Raw genomic sequence first — 25,242 nt, forward strand, 5'->3', positions numbered from 1 at the left:
ACAGGAGGCCATCAGTTAGTCGCGCATGCGGACGATTAATTTGCCGCGTACTTTTCGTGTTTGTAGCTGTTCCAAACCATCTTTTAACCGTTCGAACGGCAAGACGTCCGTGACGAGGTCGTTCAATTCACCCGCCTCGAGCAGCTTCATCATCTCTTCGGCCATATACGACAAGTTACGGATGGCCCGCTCGTTCTCACTCGCATGGGCCGCACCGAGGGCGACTTCATGAATCGACGGCGACAGCGTGAACCCTTTCATGTTCGACATGTCAGGTGGACCGGCGATATAAGCGAGCTGTCCACTGAATGCGAGCCGGTCGAGATCGGCCGTCGCCACATCGCGTCCGACCGTGTTCAAAATCAGGTCGACACCGCGACCGTCTGTCAGTTCCATGATTTTCTCCGTCACGTCCTCGACGTTGTAGTCGATGGCGACATCGGCACCGAGTGATGTGACCCAGTCAAAGTTTTCCGGCGATGCCGTCGTGAACACTTTAAGCCCAAGTTTTTTGGCGAGTTGAATCGCGTAACCACCGACTCCTCCCGCTCCGGCGTGGACGAGAATCGTCTCTTTGTCGCGCGTGTTCAACTTCTGCATGATAGCCTCATACGCTGTCATGCCGGCACAGAGGATGGCCGCAGCGGCCTCGTCGCTCACTTCCGGCGGGACGACGGCGCAAGCACGCGCATCGACGACCGCATACTCGGCGAAGCCGCCGTTGTTTCCAAGACTCGTGTGGACGGCGACACGTGAACCGGTAATGATATTGGCGATGCTCGAACCGACTTCGACGACTTCCCCGACCAGGTCGACGCCGAGAATGTGTGGATAGGACCAGTTCGGGTTGCCGTTCGTGCCGACTTTATAGTCGACCGGGTTCAAGGCGACCGCTTCGACTTTGATGAGCAGTTCGCCCGCATCTGGTGTCGGTCGCTCCACCTCACCGATGTGCAGATGTTCTAATCCAGGTTGATCAAGTAGCCAAGCCTTCATGCTCAATACGCTCCTTCCGAATACGTCAGTTCATAGGAATGCGAGTAGATTTCGACGAGGTTGCCGAACGGGTCTTCACAATACACCATCCGGTACGGTTTATCGCCCGGGTAATATTCCCGGATTGGCATCCGTTGTTTTCCGCCATGGGCGACGATTTTCTCAACGAGCCCTTCGATGTCCGGGTCTTGAACACAATAGTGGAAAATACCCGTCTTCCAAAACTCGAAATTATTCTCCGGCTTCTCATTGTTTGGGAACTCGAACAGCTCGATGCCAATCTTATCACCCGTCGACATGTGGGCAATTCTGAAGCTGCCCCAGCCCGGTCCGAATACGTCCGTGCACATGACACCGATCGGCGAGTCGTCCTCGACGACGTCCGATGGTTGCATGATGGTGTACCAGCCCATCACGTCCTCATAAAATTTAACTGCTTCGGTCACACTCGGGACCGATAGCCCGATATGTGAGAATGTACGTGGATATGTCACTGTCATCTGCTCCTTTTTGTTTGCTCAATTTGATGGATAACGATACGATACCTTCATCGAAGCAATAAAAAAAAGTACGCACATTCAAGTAACTACCCGAAAGCGAGGCGAATTGAACATGACGACCCCGTTCCCCGTCAATAAGGCGCTCGACATCATCGGCGGTAAATGGCGGCCTCAAGTGTACTGTACGCTCGAAAACGGCCCGCGCCGCTTTTCTGAGATTCAACGCGCCATCCCTGACGTCAGCCGCAAGGTGTTGACCGATCAACTGCGCGAACTCGAACAGCTCGGTATGGTCCGTCGCATCGACTATTCGACCGAGAAACAGCTTCACGTCGAATACTCGCTCACCGAGGACGCACTCAGCCTGCAACCAGCCATGAAGGCGCTCTGCTCTTGGGGCGAGACACACGACGAATAAACCCGCGCCGAATCCGGCGCGGGTTTTGTCATGCGGCGAATAGACTGATGAGGTTTCCATCCGGGTCGATGACGATGGCATAACGTTGTCCCCAAAACGCATCCCACGGTTCGCGGTGCGAGGCATAACCGTTTCCGACGATCGCTTCATAGCGCGCATCCAGCTCATCCCGACTATCGCACAAGAAGGCGAGTTCGACCCGGTGCCCCGTCGCCGGTTTCCATTCCCCATACACCGACTCCGCCACTTCGACCGTATCGAAGGCGAGCCGGACACCGCCGTCATCGATTTCGACGTGCGCTTCCCCATCCATCGCTTCCGGGATCGATAGGCCGAGCAAACGGTAAAAATCGAGCGCCCGTTTCATGTCTTCGACGACGATGCCAATCATATCTAGCTTGATTCCCATGTGATCACCTCATTTTCCAAGTTGGTGGTGCTATGATGAGTGTAGCACTACATCCTGCTCGTGAAACGAGGAAATTCAAATGACCCATCAATTCGCTGTCCTGACCCAGCCACAGGCGGAAACAATCGCCTACACATGGCACTACGAAGGCGATTATGCGTTTTACAATATGGCGGCCGACAAAGACGATTTAGCCGAATTTTTAGACGTCGAACAGCGCGGACAGTCGGTGTTCGCCATCACGTCTGACGGTGCACTCGTCGGGTTCGTGAGCGTCACGCAAACGGATGCTGAAACGGTCGATATCGGTCTCGGCATGAAGCCCGATTTGACCGGGAACGGGAGCGGACGGACGTTCGTCACATCGATTCTCGACTTCGTCAAAGCGACTTACTCATCGCATCGCATCACCTTGTCCGTCGCCGCCTTCAACGCGCGGGCGATTCGTGTCTATGAGACGTGCGGGTTCAAGCAGACCGGTTCGTTTCAACAACCGACGAACGGGAGCACGTTCAATTTTATTCAGATGGAACGTCAAGAAAGTCCTCAGAACCAACCGTTCTGAGGACTTTTCCTATGTGAGCTGTTTCTTTTGGATGTATGACAAGCCGAGCGCCGCAATCAAAATTGTGCCTTTGACGATGTCTTGTGCGTAATACGGCACGTCCCACATCGTCAGTCCGTTCAACAAAATCCCAATCAAGACGGCACCGATTAACGTACCTACGACGTTCGGTCGTCCGGTCCCGAAGACGGCGTAACCGATATAGGCGGCTGCGACAGCGTCCATGAGGAGCGGTGCTCCGGCCGATACTTGTCCGGTACCGATGCGCGACGCCAAGATGATGCCGCCGATGGCTGCGAACAGACCACTCAACACATACGCGTACAGCTTGATGCGCGTGACGGCGATGCCGGAGCGGCGGGCCGCCTCGACGTTCGAGCCGACGTAATAAAACTCGCGTCCCGTCTTCGAATACGTCAAAAATAGATGGGCTCCGGCGAAGAAGAGAATCATCAAGATGGCGACGAACGGGACAGGTCCGATTGAACCTTGGCCGATGAAGAGGAACGACGGGATAAAACGTCCCGGTGCCGTCCCTCCTTCAATCGGCATGTTGTCGTAGATTGAAAAACCTTTCGTATACGTCAATTGGACCCCGTTGATGACGTACATGATGGCGAGCGTCGCGAGCAAATCCGGTAACCGAAACTTGATTGTCACGAGCGCGTTCAACAGTCCGACGAGCACGCCGAGGGCAATCGGGACGAGCAAAGCGACGAGCAGTTCTTGACTATGTAATACGAGACTCGACGCCGCACCGATTGTCGCGAGGCTCGCCGTTGAGCCGACCGATAAGTCGAACCCGCCGACGATGAGCGAGAACGTCACTCCGAGGGCGAGCAGCGAGACGATCGATACGGACTTGATGATGTCGCTGAAGTTCGCGTACGTCAAAAACTGGTCGTTCGTCACGCCGAAGACGGCGATGAGTGCGAGAATCGCGAACAACGTCCCGTATTGACCGATGCCGCTGAAGCGTTTCGTGCGTTGTTTGATGACGAGTTGGGCCATGTTAAACCCCTCCTTTCTGTTGCCAACGGCCGCGGTCGAGCCAAAGCGTCCGGTTGGCGATCAATTCTAGTTCATGCGGTTCACTCGACGTAAAGATGACAGTCTTTCCACTTTTCGCGAGGCGGGTGACGAGTTCATAAATATCCCGTTTCGCCGTCACGTCGACGCCTTTCGTCGGTTCGTCGAGCAGATAGACGTCCCGGTCCTCGAGGAGCCATTTGCTGAGGACAACTTTTTGTTGATTCCCCCCGCTCAGCTCTCGGACCGGTTGCCCGACCTGGTCGTATTTCACACGGAGCGAGGCCAAGACGCGCGTGACTGCGTTCGCCTTCCCTTCGATCGCGAGGACGTTCCGTTCAATCGAATCGTCGAGGAAGAGTCCCTGTTTCCGGCGTTCTTCCGGTACGAGGGCGAACCCGGACCGGACCGCCTGACGCGGTTCTCGAATCTTGATTGGTTTTCCGTCCAACGTCATCTGTTGTTCAACGCCGGAGAGACCGAATAGCGCCTCGATCAACTCCGTCTTCCCGCTCCCGGTAACACCGCCGATGCCGACGACTTCGCCTTTATACGCCGTGAACGGCAAACTCGTCCCGAACGCCGGTAACGTGAGCTCTGCCTGAATCCGCATCTCGGTTTCCGGAACGGCTTTCTCTACCGCTTCTGCCATGTCAGATCCGCTCAAATACGTATGGATATCCCGTTCTGACAACGCCTGAAACGGCCCTTCATAGGCGATACGGCCATCCCGGAGGAACGTCGTCGTCGTGGTGACGCGCGACAGTTCGTCCGACCGATGCGTGATGAGAAGAATGCCGACACCTTCCTCTGCGAGCGACTGCAATAACGTGAGCAGTGACGTCGCATCTTCCGTCGACAAGGCGGCCGTCGGTTCGTCGAGCAAGAGGTAGGCCGCATCACTCGCGAGCGCCCGGGCAATCAAGACACGTTGTTTGACGCTGAGCGGGAATCGTCCGACCGGTTCGGTCACGTCAATCTCTAGTCCGACACGTTCCAAGTAGGTGGCCGCTCGCTGTTTTAGTTCACGAGGACGAATCCGTTCGACCGCCTGCCACGGCACGACGTTTTCATAAATCGGTAAATCGAGATAGAGGGCGTCATCGACTTCTTGCGACACCGTGATGATCCCACGGCGTATCGCCTCGGCCGGTGTGAATGTGACCGGTGTCTCGTCGAGCTCGATCGTCCCGGATGTGGGGATGATGGCGCCACTCAACAGCTTCACGAGCGTGCTCTTCCCGGCCCCGTTCAACCCAAGCAAGCCATGAATCTCGCCACGGCGGAGCGTGAAGCTGACGTCGTCGAGCACCGTGACATCACCATAGCGTTTCGTGACGCGTTCAAGCCGTAACATCAGTCCGTCCCTTTCATCCAGTCCGACCAGGCCGCGTCTGATGCGCCCCAGTTCGGGACGTATTGACCGAGGTCGTCCATCGTTACTTTCTCGTCCGGCAAGACGTCGCGGTCGACGAGATATGGGTCGACCGAATGAATCGACGGCGTCTCTTCACCAGCTAATTTTTGATACGCGTAACGGACTTGAATCCGTCCGATTTCAGCCGGATCGGTCGCCGCCGTCACTTTCCACGGGCTACCGTCCTCTTGCATGAGCTGCAAATCTTCATCGCTCAAATCAATCCCATAGACGGCGATCTCATCGCGTCCGGCCTGTTTGATGGCACGGCTCGCACCCTTAGCGAACTCGTCCCACATCGCGAACACGGCATCAATCTCACCTTCCGGATACTTCTTCAAAATTGCTTCCATCTGGCTCTGTGTGTCGAGCGCCGTATTGTTCGTCGCCGAACCAAACTTGGCGACTTCTGTGATACCCGGGTAACGCTTCAAGAACGCATCATAAATCGTGTGGCGACGTTCCATCGGTGTGAAGCCACCAACCCAAATCGTGACGATTTTGCCTTCACCGTCCAAATCTTCGGCGAGTGCCTTGAGTGAACGCCAAGCGAGCGAATAGTCGTCTTGGTCGATGATGGTCACGCCTTCGTTCGTCAAATCGTTGTCGAACGCGACGACTTTGATGCCTTTATCGAGCGCGCGTTGGACCGGTTCTTTCAACGCATCGGCACGGCCATGGTCGATCAAGATGACATCGACGCCTTGCGTCGTCGCCGTATCGACATAGCTCGCCATCTTCGACAGGTCGTTGTCGGCGTTGTACACTTTCACGTTGCCGCCGAACGATTCGACTTGTTCCGTCACCCCGTTGATATACTGCGACGAGAACGTCCCGATCGACATCTGCATGATCAGGGCGACATCGATATCTTTCGGAAGTGTGGCATTCGAGACCGAGACGGGTTTCGTCTCCGGTGTCTTCTCAGCCGGCTTCGATGGGGCCGCTTGTTCGTTCGTGCAACCGACGAGCGCCAAGACGAATGTGAATAGTAAAATTAATAGTTTTTTAGACATGAATTGTTCCCCCTACATGATGTGTGATGGCAGTCTCTGTCGGCTCGAACACACCCGCCTCGGTGATGAGTCCGGTGATGAGGTCCGGTGGGGTGACGTCGAACGCCGGATTGAAGACGGTGATGCCGACGGGTGCCGTCGGTTGACCACCGATATGTGTCACTTCTGACGGGTTCCGCTCCTCGATTTCAATCGTGTCATCCGCCGTCAAATCGAACGTCGAATGCGGCGCCGCGACATAGAACGGAATGCCGTAATGTTTGGCAAGGACGGCGAGCTGCAACGTCCCAATTTTATTGGCGACGTGACCCGTCCGTGTGATACGGTCAGCTCCAACGATGATGGCGTCGACTCGTTTTGACTGAATCGTCCAAGCCGCCATATTGTCGGTGATGAGCGTCACGTCGATATCGGCCCGGTCGAGTTCCCAGACAGTGAGGCGTGCCCCTTGCAGGAGCGGCCGCGTCTCACAGGCGAAGACGTTGAAAGATACGCCCTGTTCTTTTCCGACGTAAAACGGCGCGAGCGCTGTGCCGTATCGCGATGTCGCGATGGCACCGGCGTTGCAGATTGTCAACACGTTCCCCCCGGCCGGCAACACCGTCAGCGCATGCTCGCCGATGGCCCGATATGTATCGACGTCCCGGTCGTACAAAGCGATGGCGCGGCGTTTGATTTCCTCGGCAATCGCCTCAAAGTCGTCCCCGACATTTAAATCAAGGAGCGATTCGATCACGTTTTGCAGATTGACCGCCGTCGGTCTTGTCGCAATCAAGCGGCGTCCAACGAGGTCGAGTCGACGGGTGAAGTCCGGGTCGTCGACTAACCGGCCTGCCTCTTTGGCGAGGACGAACGCCCCGAAGTAAGCGATGGCCGGGGCACCACGGACTTGGAGCGTCTCGATGGCATGTTCGGCCTGTTCGAGCGTCTCGATTGTCACGTAACGCTCTTCATGTGGTAACAACGTCTGATCCAATAGGATGAGTTCGTCCGTTTGCGAATTAAAGCGGATGTTTTGGACCGTCATACGCGCACCCCCGACAAAAGCGTCACCAAGTCGTCAATCGATTCGACGCTGTGGCGTTCTTTAATGAGCGCCGTCCCGAGGGCAAGCGCGTCACGTTTTCGTTCGAGCCGCGTCGCTTCCGGCAACGTCTCGAGATCGGCGACACCGGCGAGTCCGACGGCACGGCGAATGAGTTCGCAACCGGCATAGCCGATCGTGTCGCTGAAGATTGTCCGCAACAATTCGTCGACGAAACCGTCCGTATTGAACGGCTCGACAGCGCGCTCAAAGTTGGCCCGGAACGTCTTCTCGAACGTCTCCCACACCGTCAAGACGTCCGTGAAACGTTCGAAGCGTTTGAGCGGGTCATGGAACGTCGACAGCGTCAAATGGGCGATAATTTGGCCCAAATCAAAGCCGAACGGTCCGTAAAATGCGAACTCTGGATCGATGATTTTCGTCTCTTGTTGGGTCGCGAAGATGCTGCCTGTATGTAGGTCACCGTGCAGAAGCGCCTCATGTTTCGTGACAAATCCGACTTTCAGTTTCGTCACCTCGACCTTGAGCGCCTGGTCTTGCCAAAGGCGTTCGACATCTTCTCGAAGCGCCGCCTCGATGTTGTTCGACTCCGCGTCTTTGAACGGGTCGGTGAAGATGAGCTTCTCGGTGATGTCACACAGTTCCGGGTTGTAATAGTCACGTTCAATCCGCTTCTTCGCGATCGGGCCGGCCGCATAATCCGACGTCGCGAACAGCGTCTCGCCTAAAAATTCACCGACATGACGCGCGAGTTCCGGATAGCTCTCCCCTTTCAAATAACCGGTGCGGACAATCTCATAATCAGACAGATCTTCTAAAATCGTGTAGGCGAGCGTCCGGTCGCTACCGAGGACGTCCGGGACGAAACGCGGCGCCACGTTCGCAAACTCACGGAGTGCCAACTGTTCAATCCATGCCCGTTCGAGTGTAAGCGGCCAGCTCTCACCGACGACTTTAGCGTATGGGAGCGCCTGTTTGACGATTAGGCGCTGTTCGCCTTGGCGAATCCGAAACACGAGATTCAAATTGCCGTCCCCGATTTCCTCACACTCGGCGATTCCGTCTTGCAAGTATCCTAATTGACGGACGTGCTCGACAACAGACTGTTCTGTAAATGGTTGATATGACATGATGTTTTCCCCTTCCTGTACGTTGCCCACAAAAAAAGCCCCTTTCTCCGCGAGAAAGAGGCACAGCCAAAATGGTTGTTCCTCTCATCTGTCAGACATTCGTCTGGTGGATGTAGCACCGTGCCTAATGGTCGGTTGCTGCGGCGTCATCGGGCCAATTCCCTCTGCCAACTCGCGATAAGAGTGGTTTATTCGATTCGGTGAACTTATGTGATGAATATTACGGACTCGACGTCACAATTGTCAACGTCCTTTTCTCCGTGCCACTCGTCTTTTTTTGTGCATATATGGAAACAACTTCCCAAAATATTTTTTTTGGAAAAAAAGGAATTGACGACGTGACGAATCTGTGTAAAAATTCAATTAAATTTCACAACTTCAAATCACATTCTTATCAAGAGCAGACGGAGGGACGAGCCCGATGATGTCGCAGCAACCGACCAGAGATGGCACGGTGCTAATTCTTGCAGCGAAAGCTGAGAGATAAGAGTTCATTTTTTATGATGACCTCTTGCCTCGGCATGGGGTCATTTTTTGTTTGCCTGGAAGGAGGAACCATATGAGTATCACTGCCACATATGAAATCAAACGGACGGATGCGGTCGCAAGCATTGCCGACAAAATCGCCCTCGAGCTGACCGTCGGCACATGGACCGAGCTGCGTCATTTAGAGCAAGAGCAGTTACAGGCGTACCGGGGTGAGGTCGTATCGACCACCCATACGGAGACGACGAGCCGGTTCACGATCCGCTATCCGTTACATAATGTCAGCCCTGACTTTTCATCCATCTTGACGACGACGTTCGGGAAACTATCCCTCGACGATTCTATTCGGTTAATCGATTTGACGTTGCCCGAAACGCTCGCCCCTCATTTCAAAGGCGCCAAGTTCGGCGTCGACGGGATTCGCGAGTTGCTCGGTGTCCATGACCGTCCGCTCGTCATGAGCATCTTCAAAGGCGTCATCGGGCGTGACCTCGCGTTTCTCGAGCAGCAACTCCGCGATCAGTTCGCCGGCGGCATCGATATCGTCAAAGACGACGAGATTTTATACGACAATCCGCTCACGCCGTCGCTCGAACGGGCCCGGATCGGAGCGGCCGTCATTCAAGCGCACTTTGAGGCGACCGGGAAACGTGTCCTCTACGCCATCACGCTGAGCGGCCCTGTGTTCGGTCTTCGCGATCAGGCGCTCCGGCTGATCGAGGCCGGTGCGACGGCGCTCCTATTCAACGTCTATACGTACGGTCTTGACGCACTGCGCGAACTTGCGAACGACCCAGACATCCGTGTGCCGATTTTGGCCCACCCGGCCTTTGCCGGCGCCTTGACCGGGTCCATCAGTCATTCGCTCTTACTCGGTAAACTCCCACGTCTCGCCGGGGCCGATTTGACGCTCTTCCCGTCTCCATACGGTTCGCTCGCGACACCACGGGACGAGGCGTTCGCGATTCGTGACTTGAGCGCCGAACCGCATTGGTCGAAACCAATTTTACCGGTCCCGTCAGCCGGGATTCATCCGGGGCTTGTCGCCGATATCATTCGTGATTTCGGGACGGAGGTCGTCATCAACGCCGGCGGTGGCATTCATGGTCACCCGGACGGTGCAGCCGCCGGGGCCCGTGCTTTCCGCCAAGCCATCACTCACGTCCTCGGTCACACCGCAGGACAGACGGACGAACTCGATACCGCGTTAAAGGCGTGGGCGTCACGATGACGGTCCACATCCTGTGCGACTTCGATGGGACGATCACGGCGGAAGACAATATCATCGCGTTGATGAAAGCGTTCGCCCCGCCGGCTTGGGTCGAGTTGAAAGATGCGGTCCTCGAGCAACGGATTTCAATCCGCTCCGGCGTCGGTCAACTGTTTCAACTATTGCCGAGCGAGGCCGCCCCGGCTTACCACGATTATTTGTTGGAGCGGATCACGCTCCGCCAAGGGTTCCCATCATTTTTAGAACAGGTTCGGGCGCACGGTTGGAAGTTTGACGTCGTCAGCGGCGGGATGGACTTCTTCGTCCAGCCGGTCTTAGATGGTCACGTCGCCCCTGAGCATATCTACTGTAACGTCGCCGACTTCTCCGACGAGACGGTAACCGTCACGTGGCCGCACGCTTGTGACGAACAGTGTACGAACGATTGCGGCTGTTGCAAGCCGACGATTGCCCGCCGTATCGTCAATCCGAGTGACCGTTTAATCATCATCGGCGACTCGGTGACCGACTTCGAGGTCGCGAAGCGTGCCGACTTCGTCTACGCCCGGGGTCAACTCATCACGCTCTGCGAAGACGCAGGCATCCGTTACGCCCCGTTCGAGACGTTCGACGACATCACCCATCACTTGAAGGAGGTGCCCGTATGAGCCTTACGGCACGTTGGCTTGAACTGGCCGAGATTAAAGACGAACTCGCCGCCCGCGACTGGTTCCCCGGAACGAGTGGGAATTTGGCGATTCGCGTCTCTGACGACCCGCTCGAATTTCTCGTCACGGCGAGTGGACGCGATAAACGGAAACGAACGCCAGACGACTTTGTTCATGTCGATGCGGGCGGACGCTTAATCGGCGAACAGACAGGAAAACCATCCGCCGAGACGCTGCTACATGTCGAAGTGTTCAATCGGACGGATGCGACGTGTTCGCTCCATGTCCATACGGTCGACAATAATGTCATCTCCGAGCTCCATGCCGCTACCGGCGAAGTCGTCTTCACCGGTCAAGAAATCATCAAAGCGCTCGGCTTCTGGGACGAGGATGCGGTCGTCCGCGTACCGATTATCGAGAACCATGCGGACATTCCGACTCTTGCGGCCGCTTTCGCCCCTCACATTCACGCAAACGCCGGTGCCGTCCTCATTCGCAATCACGGCATCACCGTCTGGGGCGAGACCCCGGCCGCGGCCAAACGCTATTTAGAGGCTTACGAGTTCTTGTTCAGCTATACATTAAAACTACGCGCCCTAGGCGTCCATTCATAAGGAGGAACCAACCATGGCAACTGTCTATTTCCAACAAACCGAAGAGCGTTACGTCGATCAAACTGAAGTGAGCGCCTTTTTAGAGTCTCGCGGGATTTTATATGAGCAGTGGGACATCACGAAGCTACCGGAAAACCTGCAAGAGAACTATCAGTTGACGGACGAGGACAAACAAGCGATCTTGTCGACGTTCCGTGACGAGATTCGTGATGTATCGGAGCGCCGCGGCTATGAGACGGCAGACGTCATCTCATTGTCAGACGCGACGCCGAACTTGGACGAATTGCTCGTCAACTTCCAAAAGGAGCACCATCATACGGATGACGAGGTCCGCTTCATCGTCAGCGGCCATGGCATCTTCGCCATCGATGACGCCGAGCGTGGCTACTTCAACATCGAGCTCAACCCCGGCGACCTCATCTCGGTGCCGGTGAACACGCGCCACTACTTCACGCTCCAAGACGACCGCAAAGTCGTCGCCGTCCGCATCTTCGTGACGACAGAGGGCTGGGTGCCGATTTACGAGAAACAAGACGTGACCGCATGAAAAATGGTCTCTCGCTCAAAGGCGAGAGACCATTTTTTTAATGTTTGGCAGCGGCTGTCGGTTTTGAAGAGAACCAACCCCATACCGCGATCCCGACCATGACCGACCAGAAGAACACGGTCCACGCCGTCGAGTGGACGAAGCCGTCCGGAAGACCCATGAACGCGAACGGTGTACCGGCAATCAATTCCTTGAAGCCAGGGTGTTCAAGGACGAGCACCGTCAACTTCACACCGACCCAGCCGACGATGATGAAGGCGGCTGTCTCAAGTGTCGGACGTTGATGCAACAGCTTGACGAAAATTCGAGCAGCGAAACGCATCAAGATGACCCCGATGAGTCCACCTGTCAAGACGACGAAGAACTGACCAGAGTCGATCCCACCGATTTCACCGAGACCGAGCGGCGGCAAGCTGACCGCGAGCGCGACCGCTGCGAGAATTGAATCGACCGCGAAGGCGATATCAGCAAACTCGACTTTCGCAACCGTCAACCAGAACTCTTTCTTCGTGACCGGCTTCTCTGTGACAGCCGTCTCTTCTTTCGCCTCAGCAGCGAGATCTTGTTTCGGCTCCGTTTTACGAGCCTTATAGGTCATATACAGATGTCGTGCGCTCATTCCGATCAAGTAAAGCGCACCGAGCGCCTGGACTTGCCAGACGTTGATCAAGAATGAGATCAAGAACAAGGCGATGAAGCGGAAAACGAACGCTCCAAGTAATCCGTAAAATAGTGCCTTCTTCTGTTCTGTCCGCGGCAAGTGCTTGACCATGACCGCCAAGACGAGCGCGTTGTCTGCAGAAAGTAGCCCCTCGAGACCGACGAGTACGACGATGATCCAGGCGTACTGCAGAATTAACTGCCAATCCATTAAAAACATCCCCTTTTTTGTTGTGTTCCTTCATATTTAACAGTGATCTATTTTTTAAGTTCACAGGAACATTTTATTCCCGATTCATATCGAAATCAATCTTCTTTTCTTCAATTGCTGAAGTTTTTTTATTTATGAGGACATGCAAAGTGTTACTTCTACTGTTATTTTGCGATGATTTTAACCGTTATCTTGCACTTAAAAGTGTGTGTTAGGTGACGAACGTTCGTAAAATGATTTGACACATTTACGAACGCTTGATAGATATGAAACCTATTCTTAAGACTTTAACTTAGGGACTTTTCCAGACCGATGCAAGCGATTGAATGCCCTTCCGAATTTCTCCAACACTCAAAGCCCCGTATCCGATAATCACTCGGTCGGTGGATTTGGTTTCTTGATACATATGGGATACGGCATCAACTGCAATGCCAAGCGAATGCGCCCTTGCAATTGCTTCTCGTTCCGTTAAGAAGGCAGGTAATTGGACAATGATATGCAATCCAGCCTCATCTCCTCTAACAGAAAAATCTTCTCCTAAAAATTCATCTATCGCTTCAATCAAGCACTTTCTCTTTGAGCGGTAAAGGGTTCGCATTTTGGCGATGTGCTTCTCATATCTACCTGTCTTAATGAATTCTGCAACAACTAACTGATCGATTTTGGAAACAGTGGATTTCTGCAGTGCATGGAATGCTTCATATTCTTTCACTAAAGATAAGGGGAGGACAAGATAACTGATTCGAATAGAAGGCAGTAAGGTTTTTGAGAACGTACCAAAATAAATAACTTGATTTAAAGAGTCTAAATGAGCCAACGTTGGAATGGAGGCTCCTCGGTAACGGAATTCCGAATCATAATCATCTTCCACGATGTAACTGGAAGAAGCTTTTGCCCATGTCAACAACTCAAGGCGCCTGTTGATCGACATTATGGTGCCAAGTGGATATTGGTGAGCTGGAGTTGTATAAAGAAGTGTCACTGGCTGTTTCGGTACGGTACAGCCTTCAGAATCCAACCTTAGAGGTAAAACAGGTATGTTTAATTGGTGAAAAACCGCATTTGCCCGAATAAAGCCAGGTTCCTCGATTCCTACTTTAGAAGGAATGAGGAATTGACACAGACAACTTAATTGTTGTTGAGTACCACTGAAAACATAAATTTGTTTTGCATGGCAATGCAATCCTCGGGATCGGCGCAAATAGTTTGCAATTTCGTTCCGTAATTCCGGTTCCCCTTGCCAAGCACCATTCGCAATATGGGCAGGAGCCAGAAAATTTTGATACAGGCGGTTCCAAATTTTGTATGGAAATTCTGTTGGATCAACTTGTCCGTTTCTAAAATTTAAGGACTCTTCTTTTATCGTTGGCAGTAATTCTTCTTTTTGAAGGGCAGCTTTTTCTTGGAAGGGGACTTCAATCTCCCCTATAAAATAACCTTGTCTCTCTGTTGAATACAGGTAACCTTCACTCAGTAATTGGGCATATGCTTCCTGTACGGTAAATACACTGACATTCAATTGATTGGCTAATTCGCGTTTAGAGGGCATTCTTGAATGCGCTTTTAACTGTTGTTGTAGAATGAGCTGTTTGATGTGTTCATAAATGGCCATATATTTTGTGGTTCCCGATGGAAACGTTACTTGCAGTTCCACTCCAAACACTCCTTGGTATGTAAATTTTACTCCGAATTGGTTATGTTAAGCATACCAGAAATGAAGTGTAATGATAGAAAGGAGTGAGGGAAATGAAAACCTTAGAGAATGAAGTTGTCAAGCTAGTGCCGATGGAAATCAGTCATATAGAAGGAATCTGGGACGCAGCGAATAACCATGAAATTTGGGAACATATGTCGGTGGATTTGACGGACAAAAGGAACGTTGAACAATATGTACAAGACGCTCAAAAAAAGAGAGCAGCTGGAACAGAGTTTGCTTTTGTGATTGTAGATATCGAGACAAAGAAGATCATTGGGGCCACCTGGTTTCTCGACATTTCCATGCCACACAAAAGACTAGAGATTGGTTCAACTTGGCTAAATCCCAAAAGTTGGCGAACGAACATCAACACCAATTGCAAGTTTTTACTGTTGACGTATTGTTTTGAAGAACTGGGATTGAATCGCGTTCAAATCAAGACAGGTCATGAAAACATCCGTTCACAACGCGCCATTGAAAGAATCGGAGCCATTAAAGAAGGGATTTTAAGGAACCACATGATTCGCAAAGAAGGAACAATTCGACATACCGTCATGTATAGTGTGACAAAAGAGGATTGGCCACAAGTCAAAGAACGCTTCCACAATATACTAATAGATTAATAATTTATACCATATCTGTATTTGAGACCTATTTCAGTTTTGAGTTTGTAATCTAAGGATAAGGCGACCTATAAAGAGTAGTTTACATATCACGAGATTATCAGCAGTTCTCTAAAAACCAACAAAAAAAGGAAGAGGAGAAGCTTTATAACCAGCTTTTCCTCTTCCTTTTTTCTCTAACATTACTTAGGATTCAATGCTTTATTGATGAATTGGTATAGCTCGCCATCTATTCCATGTTGCAGTTCGTTCCCTGGGTTTTCAGCGTGGAAACGCTCGGCTTGCTTACGGAAAGCCATATCGCCTTCGGAAAAGACATTCACGATGTCGTTCCATTTTTTCGCTAAATGCTGTACTTTTTCATCGGCGGGAGAAGTGCCTTTATCTTTTTCCAAACGAATTTCCATGATAAGAGCTTCAAATTCTTGTTCTGTACGCTTCAAGAACTGTTTGTCCGCATTTTCATAGCTGCTTTCCATGGTATCCAATTGCTGCTTCGAAAAGTATTTTTCCTTATTCATTTTCAGCGCCTCCATTAATTTAGTAAGTTCTGAAATCGAGAGGGTCCGATTGCTGTGTGCAGCCGATAACGCATTTTCCAACTCCGCTACTAGTTTTTGCTGAACCTCTATCTCTTCTTTGACTCGAGAAATTTGGGTTTGCAAAATCTCCGCAACGGTTTGTTCCTCCGGATTAGACAACAGAAGTTGTATTTCTTCTAACGACATTCCCATCTGCTTTAAGGACAAAATGGGCTGAAGACGGACCAAATCTGCTTTCGTGTAAAGCCGATGCCCTGACTCCGTATACTGAGAAGGTGAAAATAAACAGATTTGATCGTAATAGCGTAAAGTTCGAATCGTTAAACCCGCCAATTCTGCAACTTCTCCGACTTTCCAATATTCCTTCATTCGCTTAGCCTCCATTTAACAACATTTCTATTCACCAACTAAAAACGAGAAATTCGAAGTTAGAGGAGTTGCTCCATCTCCTTTTGCTCAAACGTATAGGTTTTCCCGCAAATATGGCAAAAAGCTTCAATGCCTTCATTTTGATCCATGCTCCGTTTGATCTCCTCTTCACTCAAGGAATAAAGCATGCCATAAAACATTTCTTTGCTGCATCCGCAGAAAAATTGACTGGAGCTATGGCCGATAATTTTTGCATCCCCAAACAACTGGGTTAACGCTTCTTCGCTGTCACTCGCTTCTTCAGCGTTTAGTTTACTGAAAATATCTGGATTGGCTTTTACAATCATTTTCACTTCTGAAAGCAATTGTGGTGGTGCACCGGGAAGAAGTTGTGCATACAGTGCATGACTGGAAAGAAGGGAAGCTTCATTATCCAACTGAATGTCGGAATAAAGATAGGTCGGCGTCTGATCACTCTGCACAAAATAGTTGGCGATATCATCCGTGATATGTTGATTTGGCATATCGGTAATGCTGGTGAATTGATTCATCTCAGAACCCTTTATGACACGGATCATCCCAGAAGGTCCGATCAAATCTTGCATCGACTTTTCTTCTGTATCAGAAGATCTCAAAAGTTCATCGTTCAAGTATCCTCTGACATTTCCATTCGCTTCGGCTTCCGCAAAAATCTTATGGTGAGGGTTACTCAACGTTACCTGGATGCTCATGCGCTGGTTCCCTTTGAGCGTGCCAGAGAGTATGCTCATCGCTGATACCGTTTTACCCAACATGAGTTTAAGAGATTCAGGAAGTTCCTGGTTTAAGGCAAAGATGTCTCGAAGCAGCTGGGTATTATCAATAAAATATAAACGTATCTGCTCTTCGTAGATCAATGCCTTAACAATGGTATTTTCCACAATAATTCCTCCTTTTACAAAAGTAAGCTAGTTTCACTATAAGACATTACCTTACGTAAGGTTCAAGGGGTAAATACCATTTTTACAATATTTCTTTTTTAGTTAACATATGAGAGATTATTGGAAGCTTTTATAAAAGAGTTTATATTTTTAAAAACCAGTTTCTTTTTTTAAGGTTACTGGTTTTTTAAAATTCTATTCAAAATTACTACTACTCTATTATTACTTACTTCTATAACCCATATAAAACTACTGATAGTTTTATATTGTAGGACGGTTTGTCAAATAAAACGCAAAATATAATTTGAAGTAACAATGCAAAGCACGTTCAAAGCATGTTCAGAGAGCAAAATGGTACCCGGTCGATGTACATTTCGTGATAAAATCCTAACAAGAACGAGTGGCAGTCATTTGCCCTCTCAAAAAAGGAGAATCCGATTATGTCTACAAGCCATGTCGCTTTACCTACTAAAGCAGAACGACATAAATTATTCGGTTCGGTCCCGCCCATCAAAGGCACGAAACCAACTGAAAAAGATAAAATGGTCGATCTACAAAACACACCAAAAAACTTCTTGTTCGCGCTTGACAGCGTCGGCATCTCAAACGTCAAACACCCAGTCAACATCGAGACGCCAGACGGCATCCAAGCGACGGTCGCCACGTTCGAGTTGACGACTTCGCTCGTCCAAGACCGTAAAGGCATCAACATGTCACGTCTGACAGAACAGCTCGACGCGTACCACACGCAAGGCTGGACGTTATCGAACCGCTCGCTCATCGAGTTCGCGCAAGAACTCGCCGAGCGCATGGAACAGACGGAAGGTCAATTGACGGTCCGTTACCCATGGTTCTTCAGCCGGAAAGCCCCGGCCACAGGTCTCAGCGGTCTCATGAATGCGGACGTCATGCACAACGTGACGTACAACCTCGAGACAGGGATGGCAAGCGTGACGGTTGGTCTCGTCATCAACGTGACAACGCTCTGCCCATGCTCGAAAGAAATCAGCGAGTACAGCGCCCACAACCAACGCGGCTACATCACGATTGAAGCCGGTCTCGATGAAGCATCGCTCGACGGTTTCGACTGGCGTCTCGCGCTTCTTGAGGCAGCTGAGTCGAACGCATCGGCCCCGCTTCACCCTGTCTTGAAACGTCCGGATGAGAAGCGTGCCACGGAAATCGCCTACGAGAACCCGCGTTTCGTCGAAGACATGGTCCGCTTGATCGCGGCTGACTTGTATGAAATGAAACAAGTCGTCAACTTCTTCGTCGAATGCCGCAACGAAGAGTCGATTCATCAGCACGATGCGATTGCCTCAATCACATTCGATAAGCGCGATAACTAAAAACGAGTGAAGCCTGTGCGGGCTTCACTCATTTTTTATAGACTTTGGACGAGCTGAATCGTCAACATCATGACGATGACGATGAGCCAGACAGCCCAGACGAGCCTCCATTTATCGCCATCGACTCGTTTGACGAACGTATAGACGGTCAAATAGAGTGCGATTAACAGCGGGATGACGACCCATGGATTGTCGAGCATCACGCCTCGATATCGCCGTCCCACGCGAGCATGCCGCCTTCGACGTTGACGACCTTATAGCCTTCCGACTCCAAATAGTCGCATGCCGTCACACTGCGGCCGCCTGAGCGGCAGATGACGTGATAAACGTTATCTTTCGCGAGCTTGTCCGTGACACCAGGAAATTCAGACAGCGGATAGAGCGGCACGTGCGGGATATGGCCCGCGTCGTACTCGTCTTGTTCGCGCACGTCAATGATATGGAGCGTTTCGCCGTTCTCAAGCTTTTCACGTAATTCAGTTGCATGGATGTTTTGCATGGTAGTTCCCCCTTAATAGTGTTGTCCCCTACTAGTTTACCTCAGTTTTCGATCAAGCAAACTCCAATTGATTGTCGTGTTTTCATCACAATAGAAGCCTTCGAGTTCGCACCGCTCGACCACCTGCTCGACCCAAGCTCGGCTGCCACAAATCAACGTGAAATGGCTATCCCAAGGCGGTACGATGAGCCAATCATGTTGATGTCCGAAGAACGTCCGATGCCGCATCCCCCACGTATCGGAGGTTAGCGTCTCCCGAATGTTGATGAGATGCCGTTCCGTGCAGAACTCGTCTCCGCTCCACATCCACTCTTCTCCCATCCCAAGAAGTGCTCGTAACACCTGATTCTCTAAAAGATTCGACAGCTCTCCTTCGCCTGGTGGAAGTACGTTCTCGCGATTGCAAAATTCGATGATTCGATTCGCACCTTCTTGATCTTCGGCATGCGGTTTCAGCGCCGCAATCATCGTCCGGAGCGCGTGATCGATGCGTTTGATGTCATCGAAATCAAGTCGGCGACACATATCTGCCCATGTGATGGCCCGAAATTGCTGTTCGACCTCGTTTTTATCCAACTCGACATAACGGTCAACCGCGGTCGGGTCGTCTTTCGGGATCAGAAACGGATGAAACACGACGAATACTGTTTCGAACACCCCTTTGTAATACGTTTTGATCGGATAATCATCCCCGCCACCGAACATGGCGTACCGATGCCCTTCCGGCAATGTGATGATGCCTTCCTCTTCATCCATTTCCTCGCCCCCTTTCCAATAGTTTACAATGTGACCACAAAAAAAGCATCCTCCGCTCAGGAAGGATGCTTGCGACTTACGCTTCGTTACGCTCGTCGATGGCTTGTGCCGCTGTGATGAGCGTCAATTTGTAGACGTCCTCTTCGTTACAGCCGCGCGACAAGTCGTTGACCGGCTTGTTGAGACCTTGAAGGATCGGTCCGATCGCTTCGAATCCACCGAAACGTTGAACCATCTTGTAGCCGATGTTTCCGGCTTCGAGGCTTGGGAAGACGAACACGTTCGCATTTCCGGCTACTTCAGAGCCTGGTGCTTTCTTCGCCGCCACGCTCGGGACGAAGGCTGCATCGAATTGAAGTTCGCCGTCGATTGGAAGGTTTGGTGCCTTCTCTTTGGCGAGACGTGTCGCTTCGATGACTTTTTCTGTCTCTGGCGATTTCGCTGAGCCTTTTGTCGAGAAGCTGAGAAGCGCGACTTGCGGCTCGATGCCGAACGTCTTCGCTGTCAACGCTGACAAGTAGGCGTTTTCGGCGAGGTCAGCCGCGTCCGGTGCGATGTTGATCGCGCAGTCCGAGAAGACGTACTGCTCGTCGTCACGTACCATGATGAAGACGCCTGACGTCTTTTTGATGCCTGTTTGCATCTTGATGATTTGAAGGGCCGGACGGACCGTGTCGGCTGTCGCGTGCATCGCGCCTGAGACGAGACCTTCTGCTTTTCCTGTGTGGACGAGCATCGTACCGAAGTAGTTCACGTCTGAAGACAACAATTCACGTGCCTGTTCCGGTGTCGCTTTACCTTTACGGCGTTCGACGAACGACTCGACGAGTGTGTCGATGTCTTCGTACGTCGCTGGGTCGTATTGCATCAAACCTGAGATGTCCAAGCCGTGCTTCGAAGCGACCGCTTCGAGTTCAGCTTTTGGTCCGATGACGATCGGTTCAACCATGCCATCATTTTTCAAACGGACAGCGGCACCGAGGACGCGCTCATCGATCCCTTCTGGGAAGACGATGGTCGGGCGAATCGGGCTGACTTTTTGTTTCAACGTGTCAAATAGTTTCATAGTGAATGAACTCCTTTTCGATTAGAAGAAATCGGATTTTTTCTCTCTCGGACGCTCTCGTCCATATGCGAGTTTTATTATACACAGTACGATTTTTAAAATAAACTATTCTGCCCATTTCGTCATAAATCGCTTGAAATCAATCATTATATGAATAGAACAGTTTACCATTTCCGACTGATACAGCCCATCGTGAAGCCGTTTTCAAAAATCTTGCTCCCTATCTCTTTACCCCGCCCGGAGTGTGACTATCCTCACGGCGGCGTCAAATTTGCCAGACGGTCAAACGTGTATGGTAAAATAGTCAGCGAAGCCTAGTCTCGAAAGGAGTTTTTTTAATGTCAGAACGTCCAGCACCGACAACCGAAACGCAACACGCAGCCGCCACGTTAGACGGTTGGTATACGCTCCATGATTTCCGCTCCATCGATTGGACTCGTTTAAAAGCAGTCGACCCAACCGCCCGTCAAGAAATGATTGACGAGTTCGTCGCCTTCCTCGGCTCACTCGAAGAGGTCGAGACACGCGGTGAAGGAAGCCATGCCTTTTACTCGATCCTTGGTCAAAAGGCGGACGTCGTCTTGATGGTCCTTCGTCCGACGTTCAAAGAGCTCGAGCAAGTCGAACTCGCTCTTCGGAAGACGAAATTGTACGATTACATGATTCCAAGCTATTCATACGTGTCTGTCATCGAACTCGGCATGTACCGTGGTTCAGGAGACGGTGACCCGTACGAGAACCCTCACATTCGGGCCCGCCTCTATCCGACACTCCCGAAAGCGGCCCACATCTGCTTCTACCCGATGAGCAAGGCTCGTCGCGACGGGGACAACTGGTACACGTTGTCGATGGATGAGCGCAAAGACCTCATGTATCGCCACAGCATGATCGGCCGCAGCTACGCCGGCAAGATTCAACAGTTCATCGGCGGTTCGACCGGTTTTGACGGTTGGGAGTGGGGCGTCACCTTGTTTGCGGAAGACTCGCTCCAATTCAAAAAGATCGTCTATGAGATGCGTTTTGATGAAGTCAGTGCCAAATATGGCGAGTTCGGCGACTTTTATGTCGGGAACATCCTTCCAAAAGAAGAACTCGGCACATTCCTCGGGTAATCGAGGTTTACGCTATCATGCCCTCGGGAATCCTTGTTGTAGAAGCAACATAACAATGATCAATGAGGTGAACAACGATGCGCGTGTTCAAGGAATCAGATCGAGACACGGCGAAACGTTTAGATTCGTTCATCGAACGAATGGCACCGACGGCAGAACTAGTCCAACTTCGATTTGAACAGCAATTACAACATACACAGCGAAAGGGTCAGGCAAAAGCCTGACCCTTTCTTCTGTCTTTATTTAGTCGTGACCGTCAAGGCGTCCCCGAGGAATGTCGCGAGTTCGAGCATACCGTACTGCCCTGCTTTCGCTTCGGCGTCCGAGTTGTAGTTCGTGTTCGTGTTGACGTCATACGCGTACACGTTTCCATCCTCGTCTTCGATGATTTCAATTCCAGCAACGGCAATGTGATTGTTCTTCAGAAACGCCTCTAGCTGCTTGATAATCGGGTCGTCGAAACCAGAGACGATCTCGAACTTCGCCGGTGGCGTCTCGCCGACCGGGCAAAACTGGTCTTCAATCGAGCAGGCGTCGGCCGGGCAGAGTTCGAAGCCGTCTGACGTATCGACTCGTACCGCGTAAACGAACTTGCCCCCGATGAACTCACAGCGTGTGATGAACGGTTTCGGTGCCTCGATATATTGTTGGATGAGCGTAATCCCGTCAATCGATTCCTCGAACGTCGGTCCGTTCACGTATGCCTTCAACGCATCAACGGAATGAAACAACTGAACCCCGAGCCCTTTACCGGCCCGGTTGTGTTTCGTGATGAACGGCGTCATCCCGAGCTTCTCGGCCGCCTCGATGATTTGGGCTTTCCCGACGGCCGCAATCGTCTTCGGCACCCGAATTCCCTCTTGGCGGAGCGCCGTATACTGATTGACCTTGCTCACTTCGAGCCGAATCGCGCGTGTGCCGTTGAAGACGGTCCGTCCGTTCGCCTCGAGCCAAGCGAGCACACCTTCTGTCAACTCCGGCGCGTACCGGTGCCCCCGTGTGTGCGACGAGGCACTCATCCGGTTATAGAAGACGCCCTCTGGCGGCTCGGCCGCGATGTCGATGATGCCTTGATCGAGATGCCACAGCTCATATGGAAGTGATAATTCCTCGAGTCGTCGGACGAGATGGTCCGTCCATTCGTTGTTTTCGTGGAGTACGTGAATTTTGGCCATGTGAATCCCCCTTTTGATTGTCCTTACTTTACCATATCCATATCCGATTATTCCAATCTGCATAATCGACAGTGCGTTGATTCTTACTTCATAACCATTTCATGGTATAATGAACTTAATAATACAATGCGACTATTAACGTGAAGAAGGAAGTGATGTGTTTGACCGCACCGATTTTGAGTACCGATTTTTTGATTCTTTTATTTGGTCTGCTCCTTGTCGCCGGCGTGTTAGCCACACGCGTATCGACGCGTTTCGGCTTACCTGCCCTGATTTTGTTTATGGGCATCGGCATGCTGATGGGCAGCGATATTACCGGGCTGATTTTCTTCGATGACACCAACCTCGCTCAAATGATTGGGGTCGCGGCCCTCGTCGTCATCTTGTTCGAAGGTGGCTTACAGACGAAATGGTCGTCGATCCGGAGCGTGCTCGCCCCGTCCGCTTCACTCGCCACGATTGGTGTGCTGTTGACGACCGGGCTCATCGCTGTGGCCGTTCGTTTCGTATTTGGCTTCGACTGGGTGGAATCCTTCCTATTTGGCGCCATTATCGGCTCTACTGACGCGGCTGCTGTTTTCGCCGCCTTCAAAGGAAAGAATATCTCACCGAAAGTTGGTTCGACACTCGAAGCAGAGTCCGGCACGAATGACCCGATGGCGATGTTCTTGACGATTCTCGCCCTCGACTTCATGTTAAAACCCGACACGACGATTTGGGACGGTATTTGGATGTTCATCCTGCAAATCATTGTCGGCGCGTTCGTCGGTTACATGCTCGGAAACTTGTCCCGACTCATGCTCAACCATTTGCGTCTCGAGTCGAGTGGTCTGCACGCCGTCCTCATGATTTCGATGGCCTTTATGACGTATGGGGTCGCTGCTTACTTTGCCGGTAGCGGACTACTTGCCGTCTATCTCGCCGCGATGATTGTTGGGAATGCGCACACGGCCCATGAAGTGACAATCGTTCAATTCTCTGAGGCTTTGGCCTGGATCATGCAAATCATCATGTTCGTCATCCTCGGTCTGCTTGTCTTCCCGAGACAGTTGCTTGACCCCGAGCTCATCTGGAAAGGGTTATTGATTTCATTCATCCTGATGTTCATCGCCCGGCCGATTGCCGTCTATTTATCGACAATCAAGATGCAGTTTACCCACAAAGAAAAACTGTTTATCTCGTGGGCCGGACTGAAAGGCGCCGTGCCGATTGTCCTCGCTACGTTCCCGCTCATCGCAGGCATCGACAACGCCCAATTGATTTTCAACGCCGTCTTCTTCGTCGTCGTGACGAGTGCCTTGATTCAAGGAACGACATTAACACCGCTCGCGGCGAAACTCGATTTGCTCGGACCGGATAAAATTCGATCGCCCTATACGATCGCACTCGTCTCGAGCAAGCAATCGCAACATCAGCTCGTCCCTTACGTGGCGACCGAAGAATCATCAATGATTGGAAAAACGCTCGCCGATATCACCTTGCCACCGAACACGGTCGTGAATGCAATCGTCCGTCAAGACTATCTCATCCCGCCGACGGGCCAGACGAAAATCGAGCCAGGCGACTTGTTATACGTCCTCGCCTCGACGTATCGCCACGACCAACTCGACCGCAAGTTCGGGGAAGACGGGTTAGAACGCGTCGAATTGTGACCCTCTTTTCTTCATTGAACTGTCACGTCAATTACGTTTATCCTTAGCTAAAAACGGACAGAGTAAAAGTGACAACACTTCTACTCTGTCCGTTTTTTGAAGGGGGAATTTGTATGTTCGATTTGACGCCATTCCGGAAGAATGAGCTCGAGCGATTGCGCAAAGATTTGTTCGGCGACGTCTTTGATCGGATGAATCAACTGTTCGATCCGAAAGACGGCGCGACGTCGTTCCTCGACTCGTTCAAACTCGACGTCCGGGACCAGGACGGCCAATACGTCATCGAGGCCGAGATGCCAGGTATCAAAAAAGATAACATTCACATCCGCTACGACAAAGACTATCTCATCCTCTCGGTCGACCAACGTGAAGAGAGGGAAGAAGACAAAGACTACGTCTATCGGGAACGCCGCGTCACATCGATGCAACGTTCACTCTATCTACCGAACGTGAAAGAAGATGCCATCAAAGCGAAACTGTCAGACGGCGTGCTCCACTTGACCGTACCGAAAGCCGATGACGGCTCGAGCACCCGCACCATTGAAATCGAAGAATAAATAAG

At 51.5% G+C, this 25,242-nt stretch carries 29 protein-coding genes and 2 riboswitches; of the genes, 12 read left to right on the forward strand and 17 right to left on the reverse strand.

All coding sequences use genetic code 11. The annotated features are described in order from the left end of the window. Nucleotides 1-15: 15 nt before the first annotated feature. Nucleotides 16-996 carry a zinc-binding dehydrogenase gene (locus KNP74_RS12085; RefSeq protein ID WP_214764414.1) on the reverse strand — a complete coding sequence of 327 codons (981 nt, stop codon included), beginning with the start codon at nucleotides 994-996 and terminating at the stop codon, nucleotides 16-18. A 2-nt stretch (nucleotides 997-998) separates the two neighbouring features. Further along, nucleotides 999-1,490, reverse strand: coding sequence for a lactoylglutathione lyase family protein (locus tag KNP74_RS12090; RefSeq protein WP_021066026.1), 492 nt, complete (start codon nucleotides 1,488-1,490; stop codon nucleotides 999-1,001). 118 nt (nucleotides 1,491-1,608) lie between these two features. Between KNP74_RS12090 and KNP74_RS12095 the strand changes: the two genes are divergently transcribed. After that, nucleotides 1,609-1,914: a winged helix-turn-helix transcriptional regulator gene (locus KNP74_RS12095; RefSeq protein WP_138858700.1), complete on the forward strand. Its 306-nt coding sequence runs from the start codon at nucleotides 1,609-1,611 to the stop codon at nucleotides 1,912-1,914. A gap of 28 nt (nucleotides 1,915-1,942) precedes the next feature. Here KNP74_RS12095 and KNP74_RS12100 read toward each other — a convergent pair whose 3' ends face one another. Then, nucleotides 1,943-2,323 carry a VOC family protein gene (locus KNP74_RS12100; protein ID WP_138858699.1) on the reverse strand — a complete coding sequence of 127 codons (381 nt, stop codon included), beginning with the start codon at nucleotides 2,321-2,323 and terminating at the stop codon, nucleotides 1,943-1,945. 79 nt (nucleotides 2,324-2,402) lie between these two features. Between KNP74_RS12100 and KNP74_RS12105 the strand changes: the two genes are divergently transcribed. Next, nucleotides 2,403-2,888, forward strand: coding sequence for a GNAT family N-acetyltransferase (locus tag KNP74_RS12105; RefSeq protein ID WP_214764415.1), 486 nt, complete (start codon nucleotides 2,403-2,405; stop codon nucleotides 2,886-2,888). 9 nt (nucleotides 2,889-2,897) lie between these two features. Here the strand turns inward: KNP74_RS12105 and KNP74_RS12110 are convergent, their stop codons facing one another. From KNP74_RS12110 to mtnK, 5 genes are read right to left on the reverse strand one after another with little or no spacing between them, the layout of a single operon-like run. Beyond that, the gene (locus KNP74_RS12110) at nucleotides 2,898-3,899 is read right to left on the reverse strand and encodes an ABC transporter permease (protein ID WP_214719182.1); all 1,002 of its coding nucleotides are present in this window, start codon (nucleotides 3,897-3,899) and stop codon (nucleotides 2,898-2,900) included. A gap of 1 nt (nucleotide 3,900) precedes the next feature. Next, nucleotides 3,901-5,274, reverse strand: a complete 1,374-nt coding sequence (locus KNP74_RS12115; protein WP_138858697.1) for a sugar ABC transporter ATP-binding protein — start codon at nucleotides 5,272-5,274, stop codon at nucleotides 3,901-3,903. Then, nucleotides 5,274-6,350 (reverse strand): sugar ABC transporter substrate-binding protein, encoded by a 1,077-nt coding sequence (locus tag KNP74_RS12120; protein ID WP_214764416.1) that lies wholly within the window; start codon nucleotides 6,348-6,350, stop codon nucleotides 5,274-5,276. Before KNP74_RS12120 ends, KNP74_RS12115 begins: the two co-directional genes overlap by 1 nt. After that, nucleotides 6,343-7,377, reverse strand: coding sequence for an S-methyl-5-thioribose-1-phosphate isomerase (gene mtnA / locus KNP74_RS12125; protein ID WP_214764417.1), 1,035 nt, complete (start codon nucleotides 7,375-7,377; stop codon nucleotides 6,343-6,345). The genes KNP74_RS12120 and mtnA overlap by 8 nt, the downstream gene beginning before the upstream one ends. Beyond that, nucleotides 7,374-8,525: an S-methyl-5-thioribose kinase gene (mtnK, locus tag KNP74_RS12130; RefSeq protein WP_214711275.1), complete on the reverse strand. Its 1,152-nt coding sequence runs from the start codon at nucleotides 8,523-8,525 to the stop codon at nucleotides 7,374-7,376. Before mtnK ends, mtnA begins: the two co-directional genes overlap by 4 nt. An 81-nt stretch (nucleotides 8,526-8,606) precedes the next feature. After that, nucleotides 8,607-8,709: riboswitch (SAM riboswitch) on the reverse strand. 204 nt (nucleotides 8,710-8,913) lie between these two features. Then, nucleotides 8,914-9,015, forward strand: a riboswitch (SAM riboswitch). A gap of 69 nt (nucleotides 9,016-9,084) precedes the next feature. Here mtnK and KNP74_RS12135 point away from each other — a divergent pair. From KNP74_RS12135 to KNP74_RS12150, 4 genes are read left to right on the forward strand one after another with little or no spacing between them, the layout of a single operon-like run. Beyond that, nucleotides 9,085-10,242, forward strand: a complete 1,158-nt coding sequence (locus tag KNP74_RS12135) for a 2,3-diketo-5-methylthiopentyl-1-phosphate enolase (protein WP_214764418.1) — start codon at nucleotides 9,085-9,087, stop codon at nucleotides 10,240-10,242. Continuing rightward, nucleotides 10,239-10,889 (forward strand): 2-hydroxy-3-keto-5-methylthiopentenyl-1-phosphate phosphatase, encoded by a 651-nt coding sequence (locus KNP74_RS12140; RefSeq protein ID WP_214764504.1) that lies wholly within the window; start codon nucleotides 10,239-10,241, stop codon nucleotides 10,887-10,889. Before KNP74_RS12135 ends, KNP74_RS12140 begins: the two co-directional genes overlap by 4 nt. Further along, complete coding sequence (locus KNP74_RS12145) at nucleotides 10,886-11,503, forward strand: methylthioribulose 1-phosphate dehydratase (RefSeq protein ID WP_128123584.1); 618 nt, start codon at nucleotides 10,886-10,888, stop codon at nucleotides 11,501-11,503. Before KNP74_RS12140 ends, KNP74_RS12145 begins: the two co-directional genes overlap by 4 nt. 13 nt (nucleotides 11,504-11,516) lie before the next feature. Next, nucleotides 11,517-12,050: a 1,2-dihydroxy-3-keto-5-methylthiopentene dioxygenase gene (locus tag KNP74_RS12150; RefSeq protein ID WP_021066014.1), complete on the forward strand. Its 534-nt coding sequence runs from the start codon at nucleotides 11,517-11,519 to the stop codon at nucleotides 12,048-12,050. 37 nt (nucleotides 12,051-12,087) lie between these two features. On the opposite strand, the gene KNP74_RS12155 is transcribed toward KNP74_RS12150, so the two are convergent. Then, on the reverse strand, nucleotides 12,088-12,921 hold the full coding sequence (locus KNP74_RS12155; RefSeq protein ID WP_138858690.1) for a TerC family protein: 834 nt from the start codon (nucleotides 12,919-12,921) through the stop codon (nucleotides 12,088-12,090). 292 nt (nucleotides 12,922-13,213) lie between these two features. Then, nucleotides 13,214-14,575 carry a MocR-like pyridoxine biosynthesis transcription factor PdxR gene (gene pdxR / locus KNP74_RS12160; RefSeq protein ID WP_371816338.1) on the reverse strand — a complete coding sequence of 454 codons (1,362 nt, stop codon included), beginning with the start codon at nucleotides 14,573-14,575 and terminating at the stop codon, nucleotides 13,214-13,216. 92 nt (nucleotides 14,576-14,667) lie between these two features. Between pdxR and KNP74_RS12165 the strand changes: the two genes are divergently transcribed. Continuing rightward, nucleotides 14,668-15,240 (forward strand): GNAT family N-acetyltransferase, encoded by a 573-nt coding sequence (locus tag KNP74_RS12165; protein ID WP_214764420.1) that lies wholly within the window; start codon nucleotides 14,668-14,670, stop codon nucleotides 15,238-15,240. A gap of 182 nt (nucleotides 15,241-15,422) precedes the next feature. On the opposite strand, the gene KNP74_RS12170 is transcribed toward KNP74_RS12165, so the two are convergent. Both KNP74_RS12170 and KNP74_RS12175 read right to left on the reverse strand, forming a co-directional pair. Continuing rightward, entirely contained in the window at nucleotides 15,423-16,151 is a 729-nt protein-coding gene (locus KNP74_RS12170) for a MerR family transcriptional regulator (protein WP_214764421.1), read from the reverse strand. A 59-nt stretch (nucleotides 16,152-16,210) separates the two neighbouring features. Then, entirely contained in the window at nucleotides 16,211-17,071 is an 861-nt protein-coding gene (locus KNP74_RS12175) for an Hsp33 family molecular chaperone HslO (protein WP_214764422.1), read from the reverse strand. 440 nt (nucleotides 17,072-17,511) lie between these two features. Between KNP74_RS12175 and folE2 the strand changes: the two genes are divergently transcribed. Continuing rightward, a complete protein-coding gene (folE2, locus tag KNP74_RS12180; protein ID WP_021066012.1) occupies nucleotides 17,512-18,420 on the forward strand; it encodes a GTP cyclohydrolase FolE2 in 909 nt (302 codons plus the stop codon). Between the two features lie 35 nt (nucleotides 18,421-18,455). Here folE2 and KNP74_RS12185 read toward each other — a convergent pair whose 3' ends face one another. From KNP74_RS12185 to pta, 4 genes are all read right to left on the reverse strand, one after another. Beyond that, the gene (locus tag KNP74_RS12185) at nucleotides 18,456-18,644 is read right to left on the reverse strand and encodes a hypothetical protein (protein ID WP_138858686.1); all 189 of its coding nucleotides are present in this window, start codon (nucleotides 18,642-18,644) and stop codon (nucleotides 18,456-18,458) included. Further along, nucleotides 18,620-18,919 carry a rhodanese-like domain-containing protein gene (locus KNP74_RS12190; protein ID WP_021066010.1) on the reverse strand — a complete coding sequence of 100 codons (300 nt, stop codon included), beginning with the start codon at nucleotides 18,917-18,919 and terminating at the stop codon, nucleotides 18,620-18,622. Before KNP74_RS12190 ends, KNP74_RS12185 begins: the two co-directional genes overlap by 25 nt. A 36-nt stretch (nucleotides 18,920-18,955) precedes the next feature. After that, entirely contained in the window at nucleotides 18,956-19,675 is a 720-nt protein-coding gene (locus KNP74_RS12195; protein WP_138858685.1) for a DUF2711 family protein, read from the reverse strand. 76 nt (nucleotides 19,676-19,751) lie between these two features. Continuing rightward, a complete protein-coding gene (gene pta, locus KNP74_RS12200) occupies nucleotides 19,752-20,741 on the reverse strand; it encodes a phosphate acetyltransferase (RefSeq protein WP_214764423.1) in 990 nt (329 codons plus the stop codon). A 338-nt stretch (nucleotides 20,742-21,079) separates the two neighbouring features. On the opposite strand from pta, the gene hemQ reads away from it, so the two are divergent. Beyond that, on the forward strand, nucleotides 21,080-21,853 hold the full coding sequence (gene hemQ / locus KNP74_RS12205; RefSeq protein WP_021066007.1) for a hydrogen peroxide-dependent heme synthase: 774 nt from the start codon (nucleotides 21,080-21,082) through the stop codon (nucleotides 21,851-21,853). Nucleotides 21,854-21,930: 77 nt separating this feature from the next. Further along, on the forward strand, nucleotides 21,931-22,077 hold the full coding sequence (locus KNP74_RS12210; RefSeq protein WP_021066006.1) for a hypothetical protein: 147 nt from the start codon (nucleotides 21,931-21,933) through the stop codon (nucleotides 22,075-22,077). A 15-nt stretch (nucleotides 22,078-22,092) separates the two neighbouring features. Here the strand turns inward: KNP74_RS12210 and KNP74_RS12215 are convergent, their stop codons facing one another. After that, nucleotides 22,093-23,028: an ATP-grasp domain-containing protein gene (locus KNP74_RS12215; protein ID WP_138858683.1), complete on the reverse strand. Its 936-nt coding sequence runs from the start codon at nucleotides 23,026-23,028 to the stop codon at nucleotides 22,093-22,095. Between the two features lie 155 nt (nucleotides 23,029-23,183). Here KNP74_RS12215 and KNP74_RS12220 point away from each other — a divergent pair, with 155 nt between their 5' ends. Together KNP74_RS12220 and KNP74_RS12225 are read left to right on the forward strand one after the other, a co-directional pair. Continuing rightward, nucleotides 23,184-24,680 carry a potassium/proton antiporter gene (locus KNP74_RS12220; RefSeq protein WP_138858682.1) on the forward strand — a complete coding sequence of 499 codons (1,497 nt, stop codon included), beginning with the start codon at nucleotides 23,184-23,186 and terminating at the stop codon, nucleotides 24,678-24,680. Between the two features lie 113 nt (nucleotides 24,681-24,793). Continuing rightward, nucleotides 24,794-25,237 carry an Hsp20/alpha crystallin family protein gene (locus KNP74_RS12225; RefSeq protein ID WP_021066003.1) on the forward strand — a complete coding sequence of 148 codons (444 nt, stop codon included), beginning with the start codon at nucleotides 24,794-24,796 and terminating at the stop codon, nucleotides 25,235-25,237. Nucleotides 25,238-25,242: the final 5 nt, after the last annotated feature.

Origin of the sequence: Exiguobacterium sp. s141, from assembly GCF_018618085.1 — a bacterium.
Taxonomy (GTDB): Bacteria; Bacillota; Bacilli; order Exiguobacteriales; family Exiguobacteriaceae; genus Exiguobacterium; species Exiguobacterium mexicanum_A.